We start from the raw sequence: 18,463 nt of genomic DNA, 5'->3' as shown, positions 1-18,463 counted from the left end.
TACGATATTTACCTAATTTGCCACACTTATAAGTAGTAACCCACCTCCGCAGCCATTTATTGGTGTGGTCTACAGAGGATTAAGTCTTTTTAGAGGGGAAAATCCCTAGAACCCCATGATGAAGCCACGCTTAAAGCCCTTGCTGACAAAGTAGCCCCCTTAGGGATAGAGCGCTTTGTACTAGATGACGGCTGGTTTAAAGGCCGAAGAAATGACAAAGCTGGCTTAGGCGACTGGACAGTAGATGAAGCCATTTACCCAGAAGGACTAGATGGGCTTATCGACCACGTTACCGATAAAGGCATGGAATTCGGCATATGGTTTGAACCTGAAATGGTTAACCCAGATAGCGATTTGTACCGCGCACATCCTGAATGGGCGTTACACACCAAAAATAACCCCCATGTACCCTTTCGTAATCAGTACGTACTCGATTTAACGAACCCTGAAGTGGTTGAGTACCTTTATAAAGTCATCACCGACGTACTAAGCACTTACCCTAAAATTAGTTACATTAAGTGGGACATGAACCGCGATGTAAATCATCCTGGCAACCTACATGGCAAACCAGCTATGAATGGCCAAATGGCGGCTTTGTATACGTTAATCGATCGCGTTAAAGCGGCACATCCGGGTATTGAAATTGAAAGCTGTTGTTCAGGCGGGGGGCGTGTGGATTTAGGTATATTACCTCACACCGACCGTTTTTGGACGTCAGACTCTAACGACGCGTTAGACCGCTTGTACATACAGCGCGGCTTCTCTTACTTCTTCCCTTCTGAAGTGATGGGCGCACACGTAGGCCCTCGCGATTGCCATATTACTGGCCGTAATTTACCGATTGAGATCCGCTCTGCGGTATCGATGTTTGGCCACATGGGTATTGAGATGGACCCCCGTGAGCTTACTGAGCACGAGCAAGACACCCTGAAATCGGCTATTTCGCTATATAAAAAATACCGCCATATTACCCACGGCGGCGATTTATACCGTATGGATGATGATGGCCTTAACGTGAAGTTTGGTTATGTATCAAAAGACAAAGCCGAGGGTATTTTTGCCTACAATAGCGTGAAAGAAACCGGGCGTACTACACCATCTCGTTTCTATTTTGCCGGGCTTGATGCCGATAAGTCCTATACCCTTGAGCGGGTTTGGCCGGGTACATTGAAAGAATACTCACCGTCTATTTTGCAAAAAACAGACGGGCAAGTATTTAGCGGTGAAGCGTTAATGAAATACGGTATGCAAATGCCGGTTTTATTCCCGCAAACTTCGCTTATTTATACCGCTAAAGAAGTGTAGTTCGATAAAAATACGCTGCATAAAGCTTAAAGAAAGCGAACCACTAGGTTCGCTTTTTTATTTGTTTTTTGAGGTTTTTCATTATTTTTGCCAAACGTTTATCACCGTCTTTTGTCACTTTCTCAAGGGTGCTAGATGCCATTGAAACATCATCAGCATTTAGGAACAGCTCGGCTAAACGTAAGTTAGCCCAATTCTTACTTGGCAACTGATGAGTATCAATATCTGTCGCCTCTAATTCAGCCAAGTAATAGTTAAGCGCATCAATTCCCGACTTAGTATATTGGCTGGTTTCTACTGCCACCCAGCCTATACGATAAGTGCCATATAGTTGGGTAAACTTACTTTCAGAATACGTGTTCCATGCTTGTTCATCTGCTTTCTGTGCTTTAACTACGTTAGTGTTTAATAGAGGGGTTAGCGCTGCTATCGCGTCATCGTATTCTTCACCATCTATATGCAATCGACCAAGCTCAAAACGTGCCCGAACTTCGAATTCAGGCTTTTCGCTAAGCTCAATTAACATTGCTTTTGCTTCAGCAGCTTTATCGTCTGCAGCGTAAATTGTTGCTGTCGCAAACTTGCCTTCTAGTGCATCCATTTGCGTAATTTTGTCAGCAAGCTTTTTGGCTTCATCTATATCGCCACCAGCGATAGACGGCGCGACTATGTAAAATTGCATTAGCGCCTGATAAACCTCAATTTCATCTGGTGCCACTTCAATTGCTTTTTGTAGGCTCGCTTTGGCTTTTTTGGCATAACCTAGGGCGGAAAAAACACTATCCATTGCTTGCGCACCCATCACGTTAGCCTGCATATGGTAAGCGCGGTAATTGTCTTTATGCTCGTCAACAAATTGAGCCGCCATATCCTCAGCGTCATCTAAATCTGTATTCATTAACGCCGAAATTAACACGTTATATTGCTTCGGGGTTTTCGATGTTATGGGCTCAAGTGCGCTCACTATACTTTCATAATCCTGCGCTTGAAACATAGCGTCTAATACGTCGTCAGAAGGTAATGCGCTAGCGTTCGCAAACGACACAAAGAATGATGAACACAGTAAAGCGGCTATATTTGCACCCTTAAACGCAGTAATAGCAGGCAGACACAAACAATGGAGAACAGTTAATTTGTTTTGATTTCGCTGGATGAACATTCCTTTGCCTTAAGTAAATAAGCGTTAAGTAGTAAATTAGCATGCTTAATATGACTTCTCTAACTGAATAAGTAACAAAGCATGTCTTGCCAGAATGAAACCTTGGTCTGTGGGTATGGTATGGGTATGCGTATGGGTATAGCACAGCGCGAAACAAAAAAAGGCCTAACACGGTTAGGCCTTTACGGTATTTTTTATTGTTGGAGATAGTAAAGGTTACGCCTATTTCTTAGGTTTGCCTTCCATTATTAAGCCTAACGCATAGCGATTGTCGAAGCCTTTCCAGACTTCTGGCACTTTGTCGTCTACGGCAACTTGCCCACTATCACCTTCAACATTTAAATAAGCACAAAAGTCAGCTTTTCCTTTCACATGGCATTCCATCATAGCCAATGCAAAGTGTTCGTTTATGTCATTCATAGTTTCTGAACGCCAAGCCGGCTCTAAGTAATGGCCAATATCGAATTCGTTGCCAAATGCTTCTTTAGGAGCGGGATGGGGTGCAATATTGTGTCTGGCATTTTTGTACGTAAGCAGTTTACTGTCTTCGTTACCTGTATTTTCAAATAACCACTGTATACCTTGGTAACCAGCAATATCATCATGATCACCAGCGACATATAGCATGGGAACGTGAATATTATTAAGTGCATCTTCTGAAAACGCTTTATGTTGACCGCCCCAAGGCGCTAACGCCATCGCCGCTTTCCAGCGCGTATCTACGCTTTCAGCGTCGGCATTACCACCGGCACAGGTGTTAAGTACATTTTGTAGCGCACTGAGAACCGCAGGGTCTGTCACGCCAGTAAAGCTAGCAGTAGCTTCAGTTCCAAAGTTATAACAACCACCAACGGTATTCACCGCACCAAAACCACCCATGGAATAGCCAATAAGCCCGGCATTTTGGGTATCAACAACATCTTTAAATAGCGCATGTTCACTTACCGCATTCAACGTTAACACTTGATCTCGTGAGCGGTTTAATAGCGTGCTAGGGAATCCAGCATAAGGGGCATTGGTAAAATCTACATCTTCGTTAGTAGAGTCGGTATGATCTATCCCAGCCACAATATAACCATGAGATGCTAAGTGCTCACCAAGGTAATACATTATTGTGCGATAACCCGTATAGCCGTGAGACAACACAACGACAGGGTAACTGCCTTGCGGTTCTGCCACACTGGCATCGCGAATAGCATCAGCTTGAATACTAAACTCATTACCACTACGGGTTTGATTTTCATACGTTGTGGCCGCGCCGCTATCAGTGGTGGGGTACCAAACTTCCAGTTTCAATACTCGGTCAACAACTTGCCCTTGTAAGGTAACTACGGGCTTTGGATAGTTAACAGTTAAGGTTTTAACGCCCACTTGATAGGCGCCTTTTTCACTTAGCTCGGGCGTAATATCACTAGGATAGTCTTGATAAAGCGTCTGCGCTGAATATGCCGGTGTGGCTGCTAATAATGCTGCGATACATAACAGGGATAACGTTTTCATAATTTGCTAATTTTTTGTTAATTATTGTGCATAGCCTATATTACCTCTATGACCTCAATAAACAAGGCATAGCCCATTGATTAAATGAATTGTCATCAATAAGACTGGTAAATTAAAACGGCAATTTTGAAAGTAAGAAATGTAAACGTATAACCTAAAGGCTATTTTTGTACTCTGAATACAGCAAAGCACACGATAAGAATGAGTGCGAGGGTAGCGCAAGAAGTTACCAACGAAACAGTTACCCCTTGGACTAACAAGGTTCCAGCAACTAAAGCCCCTATTGCGCCTGCTCCCACCTTAGCTGCGGCAACCCACATGTACGTTTGCGCCGCGCTGTGCGCTGGGGCAAACTCAGTTCGTGCCGCTAGGCTGGAAGTAAAGAATATGGCATTGGCTACACCACACAACCAGTAGCCCGCCGCCCCAAGAACGAAAGATGGACTTAGGCTTGTGGCCAGTAACGCCACCAACAAAAAACTTCCTGCCCGCTTTAATAATGTTAAGGGCTCTTTCGAGAGTGGCCTAAAGATGAGAAATAGCGCACCACTTAAATTTCCTACCCCGTATGCTGTGACCAGATAAGCGCCGTGATGCTCTGCGTGCTGCCAATGTTCGCTAAGATAAACAGCCAATACGGGCAAGGCTGCAATACTAAATGCTGCTCCCGATGTCATCACCATCGTGCGTACCAGTGCGCTCGAGTTTTTAAACGCATAAAACACGCTTTTAAACCCTATATCTAACGAGGCGTCAGTCTTTGGTAGTGCATGCTTTTTAGGGAAGCTTAAAATGAGTATGCCGGCTAACAGAGGTGTGAACACCAGCACACTGACAGCCACCTTGGTCGAGAACAGGGCGGATAAAGAAGCGACAATAAACGGGCCCAATGTGTGCCCTACCCCATAGGTAATGGTGTCCCAGCTTTGCGCCTTTCTAAGAGATGTATTGCTTGCGCTAACTAAACTTGGCAGCTGAGTGCCCAAGCCCCCCATAATAAACGAACTGCAAACACCACTTAGCAACAACGAAAACGCCAACAACCAAGCCAAATGCCTTTCAAAACTGAATATAGCCAAAAGAAAAAAGCAGGTGTAACTCAGCGCCGCCCCGCTAATAAGGTACTTAGGCTGCGAAACCCCATCCAACCAACGCCCGTATACTGGCCCTAACAAGTGGGGCAGCGTTAAACACGCCGCTAAAATGCCTGCCGCTTTTCCATCAAGCTCAAGGTTTCTAGCAAGCAATACGATGGCCACAATAGCGCCACCTGTTGCGGTGCGCGCGATAATGGCGGCTACAACATATTTGAATAATGGTGAAAAATGTTCTTTATTCAACGGTGGGCTACTCTTTTGGCTCAAGGCTACTTATTGGCTCAGGGCTGCTTATTGGCTCAAGGCTACTCTTTGGGCTCATGGCTGCTCTTGGCGCTGGGCTTTTGCGTTAGCATTGGCAACAGATTCAACCTGAGTCAGGTATAACTTAATCCAATGATAATTGCGTTAAAATCGCTTCGAGTTTTTGTTTATCTTCGGCCTGAAGGGGCTGTAGCGGATGAGGTAAACAGTTTGCTTCTGTGTACCCCAGTATTGCCGCCGCGGTGGCCATTACGCGCATACCGCCTTTATTGCGGGCGAATAAATCCCACAATGGGGTTAAGCGTTCAGATTGTGCTATTGCTGCTTGCGGCGATGTTGATTGACTCAATGCAATCATGGTTCTCACCGCATTAGGGAATAAACCTCCGAGTACAGATAACCATAAATCACATCCCGCCTGCATCCCCAAGGCACCAAATTTATCACCACTTACCCCAATGGCGACATGCTCTGGCACTATATTTCGCAGGCTCGAAAGTCGTGCTTTCCCAGCCGCATTACCATCAGCATTAGTATCAGCAAAAGGCATTCCGGGGATTTTAATCGCGCCAACGTTGGGAAGCTGGGTAACTTGGCGATATAGCTCGTCGCTGAAACTAAACTGGGTCACTCCAGGGTTCTCATAAATACATAAGGGAATTGAGATTTCAGCGGTAACCTTCTCGTACAGGCCAAATACTTCAGCTTCGTGTAGCGGGTGATAAGAAACCGGTGCTAACAGCAGCGCTTTCGCACCCGCTTGTTGCGCGGCTTCTGCGTTCTTCAATACATCATAGGTACGCAGTGAGCCAATGCCTACCATTACCGGCGTGTCGCCAGCTATTCCTACTGACGATTCAGTCACCTTAACTAGCTCATCCCTTGATAAATAGGGATATAAACCTGTAGACCCCATTGCACAAATCGACTCAACATTGGCCTGCTTCAGGTTGCCAATCAACTTTTCAAAAGCGTGAAAATCAATTTTTTCATGGTGAAAGGGCGTAAGAGGAAAAGCACACAATCCGGTGAACATGGAGGCTCCTAATGCGAAGGGCAAGCGATGTATTTAAGCGATTAACGTTACTATACATCAATCATACACTTATCATTCGTCCACATACATCTCGTTACCTTCTAAACTAGAACAACATTTTATGCTTTTGAAAAGCTGATCATAGATTTTTCATTACGGTATCTGCCCATAACGCGCCGTCTTGTTGGCAACGACCATAAAGACAAATATCTTGGTTTGATAAGCGCTCGAACGTTTGGCTATCAAATCGCTCAATACCAATCACATTAATAAGCAAGGAACCTAGCGCATTGTCATGTGTTAGTAACGCTTGTTTTAAATGGGCTTCTAGTTTCAAACTGCCGACTAATGTCTCCATGTTCACTTTAAAAATGGCATCTACACCTGATAGCAATCCCACTAGAAAACATTCTAAGGGGTTAAGCGAAACCTCCTCATCCTGATTATTAAACGCAATAAGTTCGAGGGTTTTTGCCCGTGCTAACAATGACCGGAATAATTCAGTTGGGCTAGTAGAAACAGACATTAGCGACATTACAATTGCCCACTGCTTAACAACATCTAGCCCTATGATAACAACGGCTTCCCGTACACTGTTTACATCTCGAACCAGTTGATAAAGCGGGCAGTTAATTAACAGCAAAATTTTAGTAGTCAGCACAGGATCTAATGAAATGATTTCTGCGACCTTATCAACCTCTATGTCGTTTTTACTGAATTCAGACACTAGCTGCAGACTACTGTTTTGTTTTTCGCTTATTTCTTTACCACCAATAATGGTAGGGTTTTCAAGGAAGTCGCCTTGAAATAGGTCAAACCCTAGCGCTTTACAATTTTCGTATACCGTTTGGCTTTCCACTTTTTCTGCCAGTATTAAGCACTTCGACTTCTTTAAAATTGGTAGGCTTTTACTAAGTTGTGACTGGGTCACGTTAAGCACATCAACTTTTATTACTTTAAGGTATTTAAAAAAAGAAGCTTTAGATGGGTCTAATGCATATTCGCTTAGCGCAAAATCAAAGCCTTTGCGTCGCAATTGCTGAATACGTTTCAGGTTTGATTCCGTAGGCTCTACCGAAGCCAATATTTCCAAAATTATGTTTGGTTTTACCGCATAAATATCATCAGTTTCACTCAAGAAGGTTTGATCGACGTTGATAAAAATAGGTACATCTAAATGCCGTTCACTTTCAGCGATACTCTCACAAACATTGGCTAATCGCTTTGTGGTCATAAACTTTTTTGATGGGCACACATTTACGCTTGAAGAGGTATCTTCCGCCCCTTCATCTAAGCATAAGAACTCACAAGCATAGATTTCGTGGTTTTCGTTAAATACAAGCTGCCTTGCAGTTAACACATCCTTCACCATCGGCTACTCCATAAGATTACTAGGCTGCGGCTGAAAATCGGCCACTAATTAAAATGCATTAGGAAGCAATAATTGTCCTTATCTAGACCGCGCTGATCTTCGCAATTATCGCTATTGTCATCTACATTAAAATTGTCGCGGTTTTAACTGGCTTCATTACAAAGCGAGAACAAAATTAATTAGAAAAACCTTATGTAATAAATATTTAAGACAGGTTTTTATAAAACTGTTTGGCGATTCTTAAATAATAGACCACCTTTTCATGACTATAAAAGATATTGAAATTAATAGAGACCTGAAAAAAACCCAAAGTCTCATAAATCTGTTTTATCATCCCGTGCTTGTGGTTAATAACGACTTGGACATTCTGGCTTCAAATAATAAGTTGAATGAAAGTGAGGCACTGTCTTCCAATTTGCCAACTATTATAGATGCCATAGTACCTTTGCTAAACGGCGAGCAAGAACTGGCTTTTTGCGTGATAGAAGGCGAAGAAAAACTGTGCACGGCCATGCCCATGGAACATGGGAGGACTCTAGTTAAAATTGCTCGCTCTAAGCCATCTGCGCTAGCAAAACGATACTATAACTTGGTTACCGCAATCGATAAGATACCCGATGCCGCAATAATTTGTAGTGACGGAAAGATTGACCTAGTTAATGAGCAATTCCAAAACATATTCCCTTTTTGCGGGAACAAAAGTTTAAACGGTGTGCCATTAGATTCCATTCTTAACGATTTTAGTGACTATTTCGCACAAGGGGATAGCCATCTACAGGCTGTTACCTATCGCTTTTTACGACGGAAATTTAATAGTAAGCAAGAGATGTCTTTGTCGTTCACAGCGCCCGACGGACAATTCTATGAGTATCGCGATAATCTCACTTTCACAGGTGGACGTGTTGGCCTCATTATCAATGAGTCACAAATAAAAGGGCTGAACGAGCAACTCGAAATCTCTTTTAATGAAGCCACCGCACTTAGCAATGCAAAAAGCAACTTCATGGCAGCAATGAGTCATGAGATACGCACCCCATTAAATGGCATTATAGGTCTGCTATATTTATGCGAGCATCAAGAAGAGTTTAAAGGGAATGAGCTATTAAAAAGAGTGTCTAAAAGCTCTATCTCACTGTTAAGCCTCATCAATGATGTTTTAGATTTCACTAAGTTTGATGCCAATATGGTACAGCTCTCGCCGTCAGACGTTAATTTGAGAGTACTGTGTGAAGAGCTAATTAACACCTTCTATGGACAGGCAAAGCAGCAAAATGTGGAACTTACGTTGTTTGTCGATCCCGTCATATCTCGAATTGTTAGTGTAGATGAACTTCGCCTTACCCAAGTACTCACAAACCTTATTAGCAATGGTCTGAAGTTTAATCAAAAGCTAAATGCAACACTTCGCCTTGAGGTATTGCAAGATGATTTAACCAACTACATTCACTTCAACGTTATTGATAATGGGATTGGGATAGAGAGTACTAAAGTACATACGATTTTTGATCGCTTCACCCAAGCTAATGATGATATTCACAAAACGTTTGGTGGCACCGGACTTGGGTTAAGCATCTGTCAGAAAATAGTACAGTTAATGGGTGGCGGTATCTATGTAGACAGTGAGCTAGGCAAAGGCTCTACCTTTGTGGTGCAACTACCATTAGAAGCCTGCTCTGCGCCGGAAATAGAGCTAGCGCCAGCAAATTTAGACACGTTCACTTTTGAAACTAACAGCGCGGTATTTTTTAACGACCTCAATCGCTATGCACAGCGATTCCACTTTAAGGCCATCTTAACAGACGCCTTACCCAGTAACGCATTGCCAAACCACTTCTACTTACTGGATGCATCTAGCGGCTGTGAAACCGAAGTAATTAATATTGAACAGGCATTGCAAGATAACAGGCCTCCTATCCCTGTGCATCAAATCGCGCTGCTCGTGGATAATGTGAATATGCATGCCCAGCTAACTATTAAGCAAATTCATCTCGCTCCACTCAAGTTAGCCGAATTGTTAAGCCTAGCAGCACCACACTGCCCTTCCTTGTCGGCTACTGCTGCAAGTATGTCACCCAAAAACATTTCCGACCGATTGCGAATTTTAGTAGTAGAGGACAACCCAGATAATATTTACGTGCTCAAAAAACAGTTTGATGCGCTGAACATTAAAGCAAGCTTTGCAATGTCTGCTGAAGAAGCGATTATTTTCTTCGAACAACAGCCGTTCAATGTGGTTATTAGCGATTACCAGATGCCCGTCATTACTGGTGGAGAACTGATTGGTATTTTGCGATGTTTAGAAGAAAGTGAACAGCGACCCAAGTCTACCATGCTAATCCTTACCGCCGACAATTCTAAGCAGTGTCAGGCTCACTGTAACGAGGTGGGTGTCGATAGAATCTTAATGAAGCCCTTAACCTTGCAAACCCTAGCAGATTTAATTAGCCGTCTTAACAGCGAACAATCCGCCCTGACTTCCTCTGTGGAAACCGTCACAGATGAACACGATGCGGAAAATCTCCTCTTTGAAGCGGACTTTTTTGATGACAGTAGTGAGGTTAATAGTAAGGTTGATTCTACGCGTGTTTTTGATATTGCAGCACTCACCGAAATTGTTGGCGATATTAGCCCACAAGAGGAGTACGACTATTTATGCGGGTTTGAACAAAGCCTGAGTAAAGACTTGCATATTATGCTTGATGTAGTGGATGTTGAAGACTGGCAAACCCTCTCGAAGTTTGCTCACAGATTGAAAAGTAGTGCCAGAATTGTTGGTGCTTATCATTTAAGCCAGAAGTGCGAAACGGTGGAACATATAGGGCGTCAAATTCCCGCAGAACCACTCATATTGTTAGATTGGGAAGAAATGAAACTCGCTATTGAAGAGCTCATTACCCATATAAGGAAGTATTTGGAAAATCATGACTCAACCCAGTGAAGCACAAATTGTACTCTACATTACAGAGCCGCAAAGTGACGAAATCGTTCTTGAGGTTATTAAGAAGCATTTTGATGACTACGTTACCTGTGATTCTTTAAGAGACTTATGCAAGCTATTAATTGATTCTAAGCCCAAAGTGCTTTTGCTGACAGGCGACTCATTAGAGAAAAGCTTGTTTACTTATTACCGCACACTGGAAGCACTAAAATCATACCATCTATGCAACCACAAGATAGTTAGTTTAATACCTCGTCAGTTTGAAAGAGAAGCTTATGAAGCCCATGCGGCGGGGATTATCGATGATTACATGATTGCCCGGCCGGTTTATGAACTACATCGCATTATATTAATTTGCGAACATTTATTCAGCGAACTAGGGGTGCATGTTCAAGATAAAGAGATGCTGGCTCAACAAACCTACTTTAGCAAAATCGATCATTTTGATGACAAAATAAAGCAGGCTTTAAAACAAGGCCTAGACTACAAAAATCAATTACAGTTAGAGTTTGAAAGCTCTATTGTAGAAATTGAAAACGCATTAGAACGCGCAGTAACACGGGTAGAAATGGAGGAGTCCGTAGATCTTGATATTGCCAAGTTACAAGAGACCCTATCTAAAATAAAGTCAGACCAAATTCGCCCAGAGCTAATTAAACTGGAAGCAAGGGCAATTAGCTTATTAGAAAAAACCCTTGATTTAAAAACCGCAGAATTAACGTCAAATACTAACGCTGAAGAAGCAACGACAGGTGCGAGCACTGAAACAAGCGCAGACGAAAAAGACAAGGGCTATGTCTTTAACCGACTATACAACCAAGATATCGACCCTGAAAAAATACTGGCAAAAAAAAACGACGTGCCCTCAATTCTTGTGGTTGAGGATGACATTATTAGCCTTCAATTAACTAAGCGATTGATTGATAAATATAAGATGCATTGCGATACCGTTACCACAGGCAGGCAAGCCTTCGCTTCTTTGACCGCCAAAAAGTACGACCTTGTGCTGATGGATGTGAATTTACCAGACACTAATGGCATCTACATTGTAGGCCAGGCTAACTCGGAGCAAAGCCTAAATGCTGACACACCGATTATTATGTTGTCGGGGGATAAACATAAAGCCACGGTGACTAAAGCGATGCAAAAGGGAGCTAAGGGTTACATTATTAAGCCCCTGCAAAAAAGCTCGTTTGATAGGTTAATTGAAAAATATATCCCTAAGGCTTAAACAAACACTTAGGTAGTTATTCACCGTTTTATTTGAAAAAAGGCTGTATGGGGAACCCTGACGGGAACCCCGTTACATTAGAATAGGTTTGGCAGAGTAGGTCTGGCCCTGCTACTTTTTTGCAGCTTTAATTTTATTCTTCGCTACTGCGAATTCGAAAAACGTTCTTATATCAAGTTCGTAAATACGCTGCCAGTAGGTCTCTGCAAGTTCAGCGTTGTCGTTTTCTATGTGGTTTAGCGCTGCAATGAATAGGGCTTCAGACTGTTCGCAGCGATCACTCGCCAGTGCCATCAATTGCGTTTCATCAATACTGCCTTTGGCAAAGTTAAGCATCCCTTTTTGCCAATCATCCAATTCAAGTTTCTCAGAGGCAAAGTTTAATAGCTCACGACTTTCTTGGCTATTACCCTGCATTCTATAGCCATACGCACCATAAAGTACCCCATAGATTCGAGCCTCGTCAGCTTGACTATAACGACTAGCAAGATTACCTACTTTATCCCAATTTCCCGCCGCAATATTTGCGTAAATTTGGGTAAGTAAAATCTCTGCTTTGCTATCAACATCAGTTATCTCATAGTCGATGACTTTATCGATTTTGGTATCCCATAAATACATTTCATTTAAATAACTCTGATAGCTAGGATCTAATTTAGCCGCTTTTTGTGCGGTATAGACGGCCAACGTGGTTTTATTGCTAATACGGAATAATTCCGCGAGTAAATTAAAATGAAATGGATCATTAGGAAAAGACTGCGTCAGAAGACGGCTTTCGGTAATGATATCGTCTAATGGTTTATAAGTGCCCGTATCACACATATTATTAAGTGCGTATTCCGTTTGATAAAGCACCCAGTCCGACTTTGCATCAGGATTACTATCATCTCGCTTTCGCGCCGCCTCAACAATGTAAATGGCTAATTCGAGCTGTTCCTGATCATAATAATAATAAGCTAACTCTAAAGCCCCATTCATAAAAAATGGATTGTCACGAACCGTTTGCTTTAACGCCGCTAACATTTTTTCATCTTGGGGTTGCTCGAGTAAGTATGAAACATACACCGGCGGCGCAATGTCTAATGTACTTAAAAACGGGTGCTGTGTATAAAACGCTTGCCACTTTTGTTCGTCGTACTCTTGCTCTACAAATGCCAATTGCAAATTCAATCGATAATAGTGAAAAGCAAAATAGCGATCGTTAGGCGCTTGTTTTATGCCTTGTTGCAAATTACTTTGCAGCTTATTCAATAAGTCATAATCTGGCTCTCGGTCAAACGCTTTTAACTGGTACTCAATCAAATTACGCAATGCCTGAGAATCATTTGGGTAACGCTCAACCTGCTGCTCTAAACCGACGAGTTCAGGCGAGGCATCTGCATTCTGGGTTGAAGTAGATTCGCAGCCGCTCAGTAATATCACGCTAGCAAGTAGTACAATTCGGTAAAACATCATCTAATAATCCTTTATGTACTAATACTGGTAGCCAAGAGACTCAGCACGCTCAAACGCCGCTTCAGACAGAGCGTCTTTACCATTGAAACCATGCACAATACCCAATAAATACTGCACTTCCCCATTATCTTTGTTGCCATTAGCAAGTTCGGTAACATATTCCAACGCCTCGTCAAAGCGCCCACTATCAAGTAAGGCTCGCGAGTGCGCTATTTGCTCTTCTATCGATAACGCTTCGTGGCTTTGCGGTGATGTTGCCACCACCTTGTCATAGACGAACATACTCTCGCTGCCTTTTTGAAAGGCATCAATAGCATTAAAAAAGGCCGCATATTCTTCAACCGGTATGGTTTGCGCATACAGTACAAACTTTGAGGTACTTGTTACCTCGTTGTCACTAGGCTGCGCAGTATGTGTAATTTCAAAAAATGGGTTTTGATAATTACTGGCAGGCCCATTTTGCACTAGTTCTGCATCTGACCAAGGGGCTGGATAAGTAATAGAAAGTTCTACCGTAATGGGTATTTGTATATAAAGGTCTTGGTCGCGCTCAGATACAGGTTCCATGATGGAAAAACCGGTAAAGACTTTTAAAATTTGCGCATAATTCATGCTGTAATGAAAACGAGAAATGTCTTCAGTAATAGAGAGTAAATCTACAAAATCTCCCTCTATTTCAAAAGGTGTAGCCGAGTCTGCGGGATCCGTTGCGGTAAACGACGTTACTCGATTATCGTGAACAAATGGCGACAGAAGTTGCTCTACTACAGCGCGCTTTTCTGGCGAAAATTGATAGTAACTACGAAGGTTCGTTTCTACCTGACCGTCAAAACTCATCTTTACTGATGCGTCTAATGCAGAATCATTCAGCGAATAATCAACCGCCACTTTTGCCACATTCTCTTCAGGTTGAACATGGGGAACCTCTACTAGTTCACCCGCGCTGCCCGTTACCACAAATGTACGTTTGCCCCCAAGCATGGCACTTAACCCCGGGAAAGTGCCCGTTTGGCCACTGGTATCTAGCCAATAACTACCTTCATCCGTGGTAACGTAAGTGATCATATGGTTAAAGTTCAGTGCTGGTAAATCGTCAAATACAACACTTCCATTGTAGGTATTTACGAGTGCTGGTGATGCTTTTATACCGGCTTCGTTGAGTAGCGCCACAATAAGAGTTGTTTGGTCTTTACAGTCACCATAGGCGTTCTGCAGCACTTCTTGCGCAGTATGAGGCTGATAGCCCCCACGATTAACATGTGCACCTATATAACGAACATTTTTTTGCATGTAATCAAACACCGCTTTTACTTTATCGGTCTGGGTGTCCTGCTCACTAAACAGTTCATTCGCTAACGCGGTAACATTATCTGCTGGCATCAAGCTTGGCTTGAATAAGTCCCAGTACCAATCATCTACTGTTTTCCAATTGTTCATCGTAGAGACGTAAACGAGGGGTAAGGTTTCATCGATTGGCGGCATGCCAGACTCAATTTCTATGCCTTCTAGCTTATCCATTTTCCACACGTATTGCGTTGTGCTTCCACTTTTCGTCACAAGCGGAGACAAATCCGTGTTTCGATTTTCGATATATAAATCAACGGTGTTTGGAATAGTGAGTGTGGTTAACGAGGACAGAATAGGATCGATTCTCACCCAGTTTTTCAGCGGTAAAAACTTTACGTGATTAAAGCGAATGCCTGTGAACCATTCACCATCGATAATCGCTTTGGTCTGCTTTTCGTTAATTTGGTACTCGATAATATTACCGACTTTTAACTGAGGCACAGCGAACTCAATACGCTTCATATCATCAAGGTAATCGTCATTATTAGCCGACACTTCAGAGATAGCATCATCTTGCATATTGAAAATTTGACCGTCGGCAGCAATTACCCGAGCAAAATCGATACTGCTAGTGTGATAATAAGCATTGAACGAGTTAACCAATTTTGAATAGTCAGATACCGCCTCTTCGCTTGCAATATAGATAGCACGGTAATATTTGGTGGACTCTAAACGTTGCTCGTCGACCGTAATTTCGGTTCTGCGACTGAGTATTACCGCCCCCCTGTCTGCATATTCTGTAGCGTCCGTTTTGAGTGCTAATAAAGTCTCGGCATCGGGACCTATACTCGTCGTTTCTGCACTTGCGTTAGTTATCGATAAGAAACTCAAAAAGATAACGAACACTCGGATATATACTGCCATCCCATTCTTCCTTGTTGATACAAATTCCAACCAAACGCGTGCGTTCAACTGTTTATTTTTTAAGTTATGCTGCCGTATCTTGCGTTAATTGTCGATAAGAGATTTCTTATATCAGTGCCCCTTTAAATTTGTCTGATACATATCGCGCTTCACAACGAGCTAATTAGCTACTAATCAATTAATTTTGAACAAAAAAAAGCCCTTAATATAAGGGCTTAGTATCTATTTTTTTGATTTACAAAAAAGCTTTATCAGAACCTAGAACGGAATGTCGTCATCAAAATCAAAGTCTGGCTCAGCCATTGGAGGCTGCTTAGGCTGTGACTGACCGCCACCTTGGTTAGGTGCTGGCTGTTGATAGCCGCCCTGGTTTTGACCACCTTGATTTTGGCCGCCTTGTTGCTGATAACCGCCTTGGCTTTGACCACCTTGTTGCTGGTATCCACCTTGCTGGTTATTCTGAGGGCGTTGATAACCGCCACCCGCATTACCACCGCCACCTTCACCACCGCGACCACCAAGCATTTGCATTTGGTCTACAATGATTTCTGTAGTGTAACGGTCTTGGCCTGACTGATCTTGCCACTTACGCGTTTGCAATTTACCTTCAACGTAAATTTGAGAACCCTTTTTCAGGTATTCTCCGGCAATTTCTGCTAAGCGACGGTACATAGTAAGGCGGTGCCACTCAGTGCGTTCCTGCATTTGGCCTTGCGGATCTTTCCAGCTTTCGCTGGTAGCCAAGCTTAGGTTCGCAACGGCGTTACCGTTAGGCATGTATCGTACTTCAGGATCATTACCTAGATTTCCCACAAGTATGACCTTGTTAACGCCTTTCGTTGCCATTGGTGTCTCCTGTAACGTATTTAGTGCCTTGCTGCTCTATCACTTTGTGACAACAACAAGTGCGAAAGTTTCATCGATATTAGCCGGTTAGTATATCTTATTTTGAACGGGAGAAATTAAGTTTTTTCTCTCCCGTGTGCTTTCAAATTTGAACGCTATCAAAATATTCATCGCTTGTCGGCTGAACTTTCGCATGGTTTTATCGGGCGCTTGATAGCTTAAGCGCCCAAACCATTACCAATTACTTTCTAACTCCAGCGGCTCTTTATTGTCAGCAGCGCTTTACCACCAAGCGCCGTAGAAGGCGATAAGCAAACACACTACGGCGAACGCGGCAATATTAAACCCTTTCGTTGTAGCGAATTCGACCTCATCTAAATCTACCGCATTTTCATGTACACCTTTTTTCTCTGCAAGCGACACGATAATAGCCACAGAAACACAAAGTAAGAACACGATACCAACACGGTCGATAAACGGCAGTTCAGGCCAGAATTGGCGGAATACAATACTAAGTACAAACGAACCTAGTGCCGCACACAGTCCACCGGTTGCAGTGGTCTTCTTCCAGAACATGCCCAATACAAACAAGGCGCAAATACCTGGCGTAAAGAAGCCAGTAAACTCTTGGATATATTGAAAGGCTTGGTCGAAATTACCCAACAATGGTTTGGCCGTGATCATGGCAATAATCAGTGAGACAAAGCTCACTATACGCCCTACTTTCACATAGTGATGCTGGCTTTCATTAGGACGTTTATCTTTGTATAAATCCATAGTGAAAATGGTCGATACACTATTGGTCATCGAAGCTAACGACGACACTATTGCGGCTACTAACGCGGCAAAAATCACCCCTTTCAGCCCTACTGGCATCATGCTCATTAGTGATGGGTAGGCTTGATCAGGCTTTGAAAGCTCCGGCACTAATAGCACTGCCGCAATGCCTGGTAACACCACAATCAATGGCATTAACAGTTTAAGGAATGCAGCAAACACAATCCCTTTTTGTGCTTCTTGTAGGCTTTTCGCCGCCAATGTGCGCTGAATAATGTATTGGTTAAAGCCCCAATATGAGAGGTTCATTATCCACATACCGCCAATGAGTACGGAAATGCCCGGCAAGTCCATATAATGCGGATTATCTTTCGATAAAATCATATCGAATTTTTCAGGTAACTGGTTGCTAAGGTCGATAAAACCTTGAATGGGGCCATTACCGCCACTGATTAAATTAAGCGCGGTGTAAGACAAAAACAGGCCGCCGAATATTAACAATACCACTTGAATAATGTCGGTAAGTGCCACAGCTTTTAGCCCGCCGTATAATGAATAAGCCAGCGAGAAAGCACCTAGGAATATCATGCCGTAAACCATATCCACACCAGCAATGGTGTTAATGGCTAAAGCGCCTAACCACAATACCGCGGTTAAGTTTACAAATACGTAAACACCCAACCAAAATACTGCCATGACTTTACGCACTCGATGGTCGTAACGCTGCTCTAAGAACTGCGGCATGGTATATATTTTGTGCTTTAAAAAAATAGGTAAAAAGTATTTCCCCACAATGATAAGTGTAATAGCTGCCATCCACTCATAAGAAGCGATAGCTAAACCTAGTTGATAGCCAGAGCCTGACATACCAATAATTTGTTCTGCCGATATATTTGCTGCAATCAGCGAGGCCCCTATTGCCCACCACGGCAAGCTAGAGCCTGCTAAGAAGTAGTCGTTCGTATCTTTTTCGTGTCCCTGCTTTTCCCTTGATACCCACCATGCGATGCCGATAAGCGCCACCACATAGATCACAAACACTGTGATATCTAACGATGCTAATTTCATAGTTTTTCCCAACGATTATTTTAGTTTTGCGGTGCGAATTTTCTCGATGCAGGGTCGATGAAGGCTATTGGTTTTATTATTATTGTAAAAGTTAAAGTCCACACCATGACTTTCTTTATGACTTTGCCCAAAAGCGCATCATTAATATCACATTTCATTAACTTAGATGAACAAGAATTGTAAATTTAAGGCAAAAAAAAGCGT

General features: G+C 42.8%; 11 protein-coding genes and 1 pseudogene. 3 read left to right on the top strand and 9 right to left on the bottom strand.

From position 1 onward, the window contains the following. Nucleotides 1-114: 114 nt before the first annotated feature. A pseudogene (locus tag J5X92_RS07300) lies at nt 115-1,305 on the top strand (alpha-galactosidase); the annotation flags it as partial. A gap of 43 nt (nt 1,306-1,348) precedes the next feature. Here J5X92_RS07300 and J5X92_RS07295 read toward each other — a convergent pair. The 5 genes from J5X92_RS07295 to J5X92_RS07275 form a co-directional block, all read right to left on the bottom strand. Continuing rightward, a complete protein-coding gene (locus tag J5X92_RS07295; RefSeq protein WP_208805211.1) occupies nt 1,349-2,464 on the bottom strand; it encodes a hypothetical protein in 1,116 nt (371 codons plus the stop codon). A 222-nt stretch (nt 2,465-2,686) separates the two neighbouring features. Further along, complete coding sequence (locus tag J5X92_RS07290) at nt 2,687-3,964, bottom strand: dienelactone hydrolase family protein (RefSeq protein ID WP_013785882.1); 1,278 nt, start codon at nt 3,962-3,964, stop codon at nt 2,687-2,689. 161 nt (nt 3,965-4,125) lie between these two features. Further along, nucleotides 4,126-5,304 carry an MFS transporter gene (locus J5X92_RS07285; RefSeq protein WP_185864158.1) on the bottom strand — a complete coding sequence of 393 codons (1,179 nt, stop codon included), beginning with the start codon at nt 5,302-5,304 and terminating at the stop codon, nt 4,126-4,128. A 145-nt stretch (nt 5,305-5,449) separates the two neighbouring features. Further along, nucleotides 5,450-6,361 carry a dihydrodipicolinate synthase family protein gene (locus tag J5X92_RS07280; protein WP_208805209.1) on the bottom strand — a complete coding sequence of 304 codons (912 nt, stop codon included), beginning with the start codon at nt 6,359-6,361 and terminating at the stop codon, nt 5,450-5,452. 139 nt (nt 6,362-6,500) lie between these two features. After that, nucleotides 6,501-7,733 carry an HDOD domain-containing protein gene (locus J5X92_RS07275; protein WP_208805207.1) on the bottom strand — a complete coding sequence of 411 codons (1,233 nt, stop codon included), beginning with the start codon at nt 7,731-7,733 and terminating at the stop codon, nt 6,501-6,503. Nucleotides 7,734-7,995: 262 nt separating this feature from the next. Between J5X92_RS07275 and J5X92_RS07270 the strand changes: the two genes are divergently transcribed. Next, a complete protein-coding gene (locus J5X92_RS07270; protein WP_208805205.1) occupies nt 7,996-10,671 on the top strand; it encodes an ATP-binding protein in 2,676 nt (891 codons plus the stop codon). After that, nucleotides 10,655-11,902: a response regulator gene (locus J5X92_RS07265; protein ID WP_208805203.1), complete on the top strand. Its 1,248-nt coding sequence runs from the start codon at nt 10,655-10,657 to the stop codon at nt 11,900-11,902. Before J5X92_RS07270 ends, J5X92_RS07265 begins: the two co-directional genes overlap by 17 nt. A gap of 111 nt (nt 11,903-12,013) precedes the next feature. On the opposite strand, the gene J5X92_RS07260 is transcribed toward J5X92_RS07265, so the two are convergent. The 4 genes from J5X92_RS07260 to J5X92_RS07245 form a co-directional block, all read right to left on the bottom strand. Next, on the bottom strand, nt 12,014-13,357 hold the full coding sequence (locus J5X92_RS07260; RefSeq protein WP_208805201.1) for a hypothetical protein: 1,344 nt from the start codon (nt 13,355-13,357) through the stop codon (nt 12,014-12,016). 18 nt (nt 13,358-13,375) lie between these two features. Next, nucleotides 13,376-15,568 carry a DUF3857 domain-containing protein gene (locus tag J5X92_RS07255; RefSeq protein WP_208805199.1) on the bottom strand — a complete coding sequence of 731 codons (2,193 nt, stop codon included), beginning with the start codon at nt 15,566-15,568 and terminating at the stop codon, nt 13,376-13,378. Nucleotides 15,569-15,826: 258 nt separating this feature from the next. Then, nucleotides 15,827-16,414, bottom strand: a complete 588-nt coding sequence (locus tag J5X92_RS07250) for a single-stranded DNA-binding protein (protein WP_013785892.1) — start codon at nt 16,412-16,414, stop codon at nt 15,827-15,829. A 282-nt stretch (nt 16,415-16,696) separates the two neighbouring features. After that, nucleotides 16,697-18,259: a sodium/sugar symporter gene (locus tag J5X92_RS07245; protein WP_013785893.1), complete on the bottom strand. Its 1,563-nt coding sequence runs from the start codon at nt 18,257-18,259 to the stop codon at nt 16,697-16,699. Between the last annotated feature and the right edge of the window lie 204 nt (nt 18,260-18,463).

This window comes from Alteromonas sp. K632G (assembly GCF_017653625.1).
GTDB lineage: Bacteria > Pseudomonadota > Gammaproteobacteria > Enterobacterales > Alteromonadaceae > Alteromonas > Alteromonas naphthalenivorans.
This window is presented reverse-complemented; position numbering and strand designations above follow the sequence as displayed.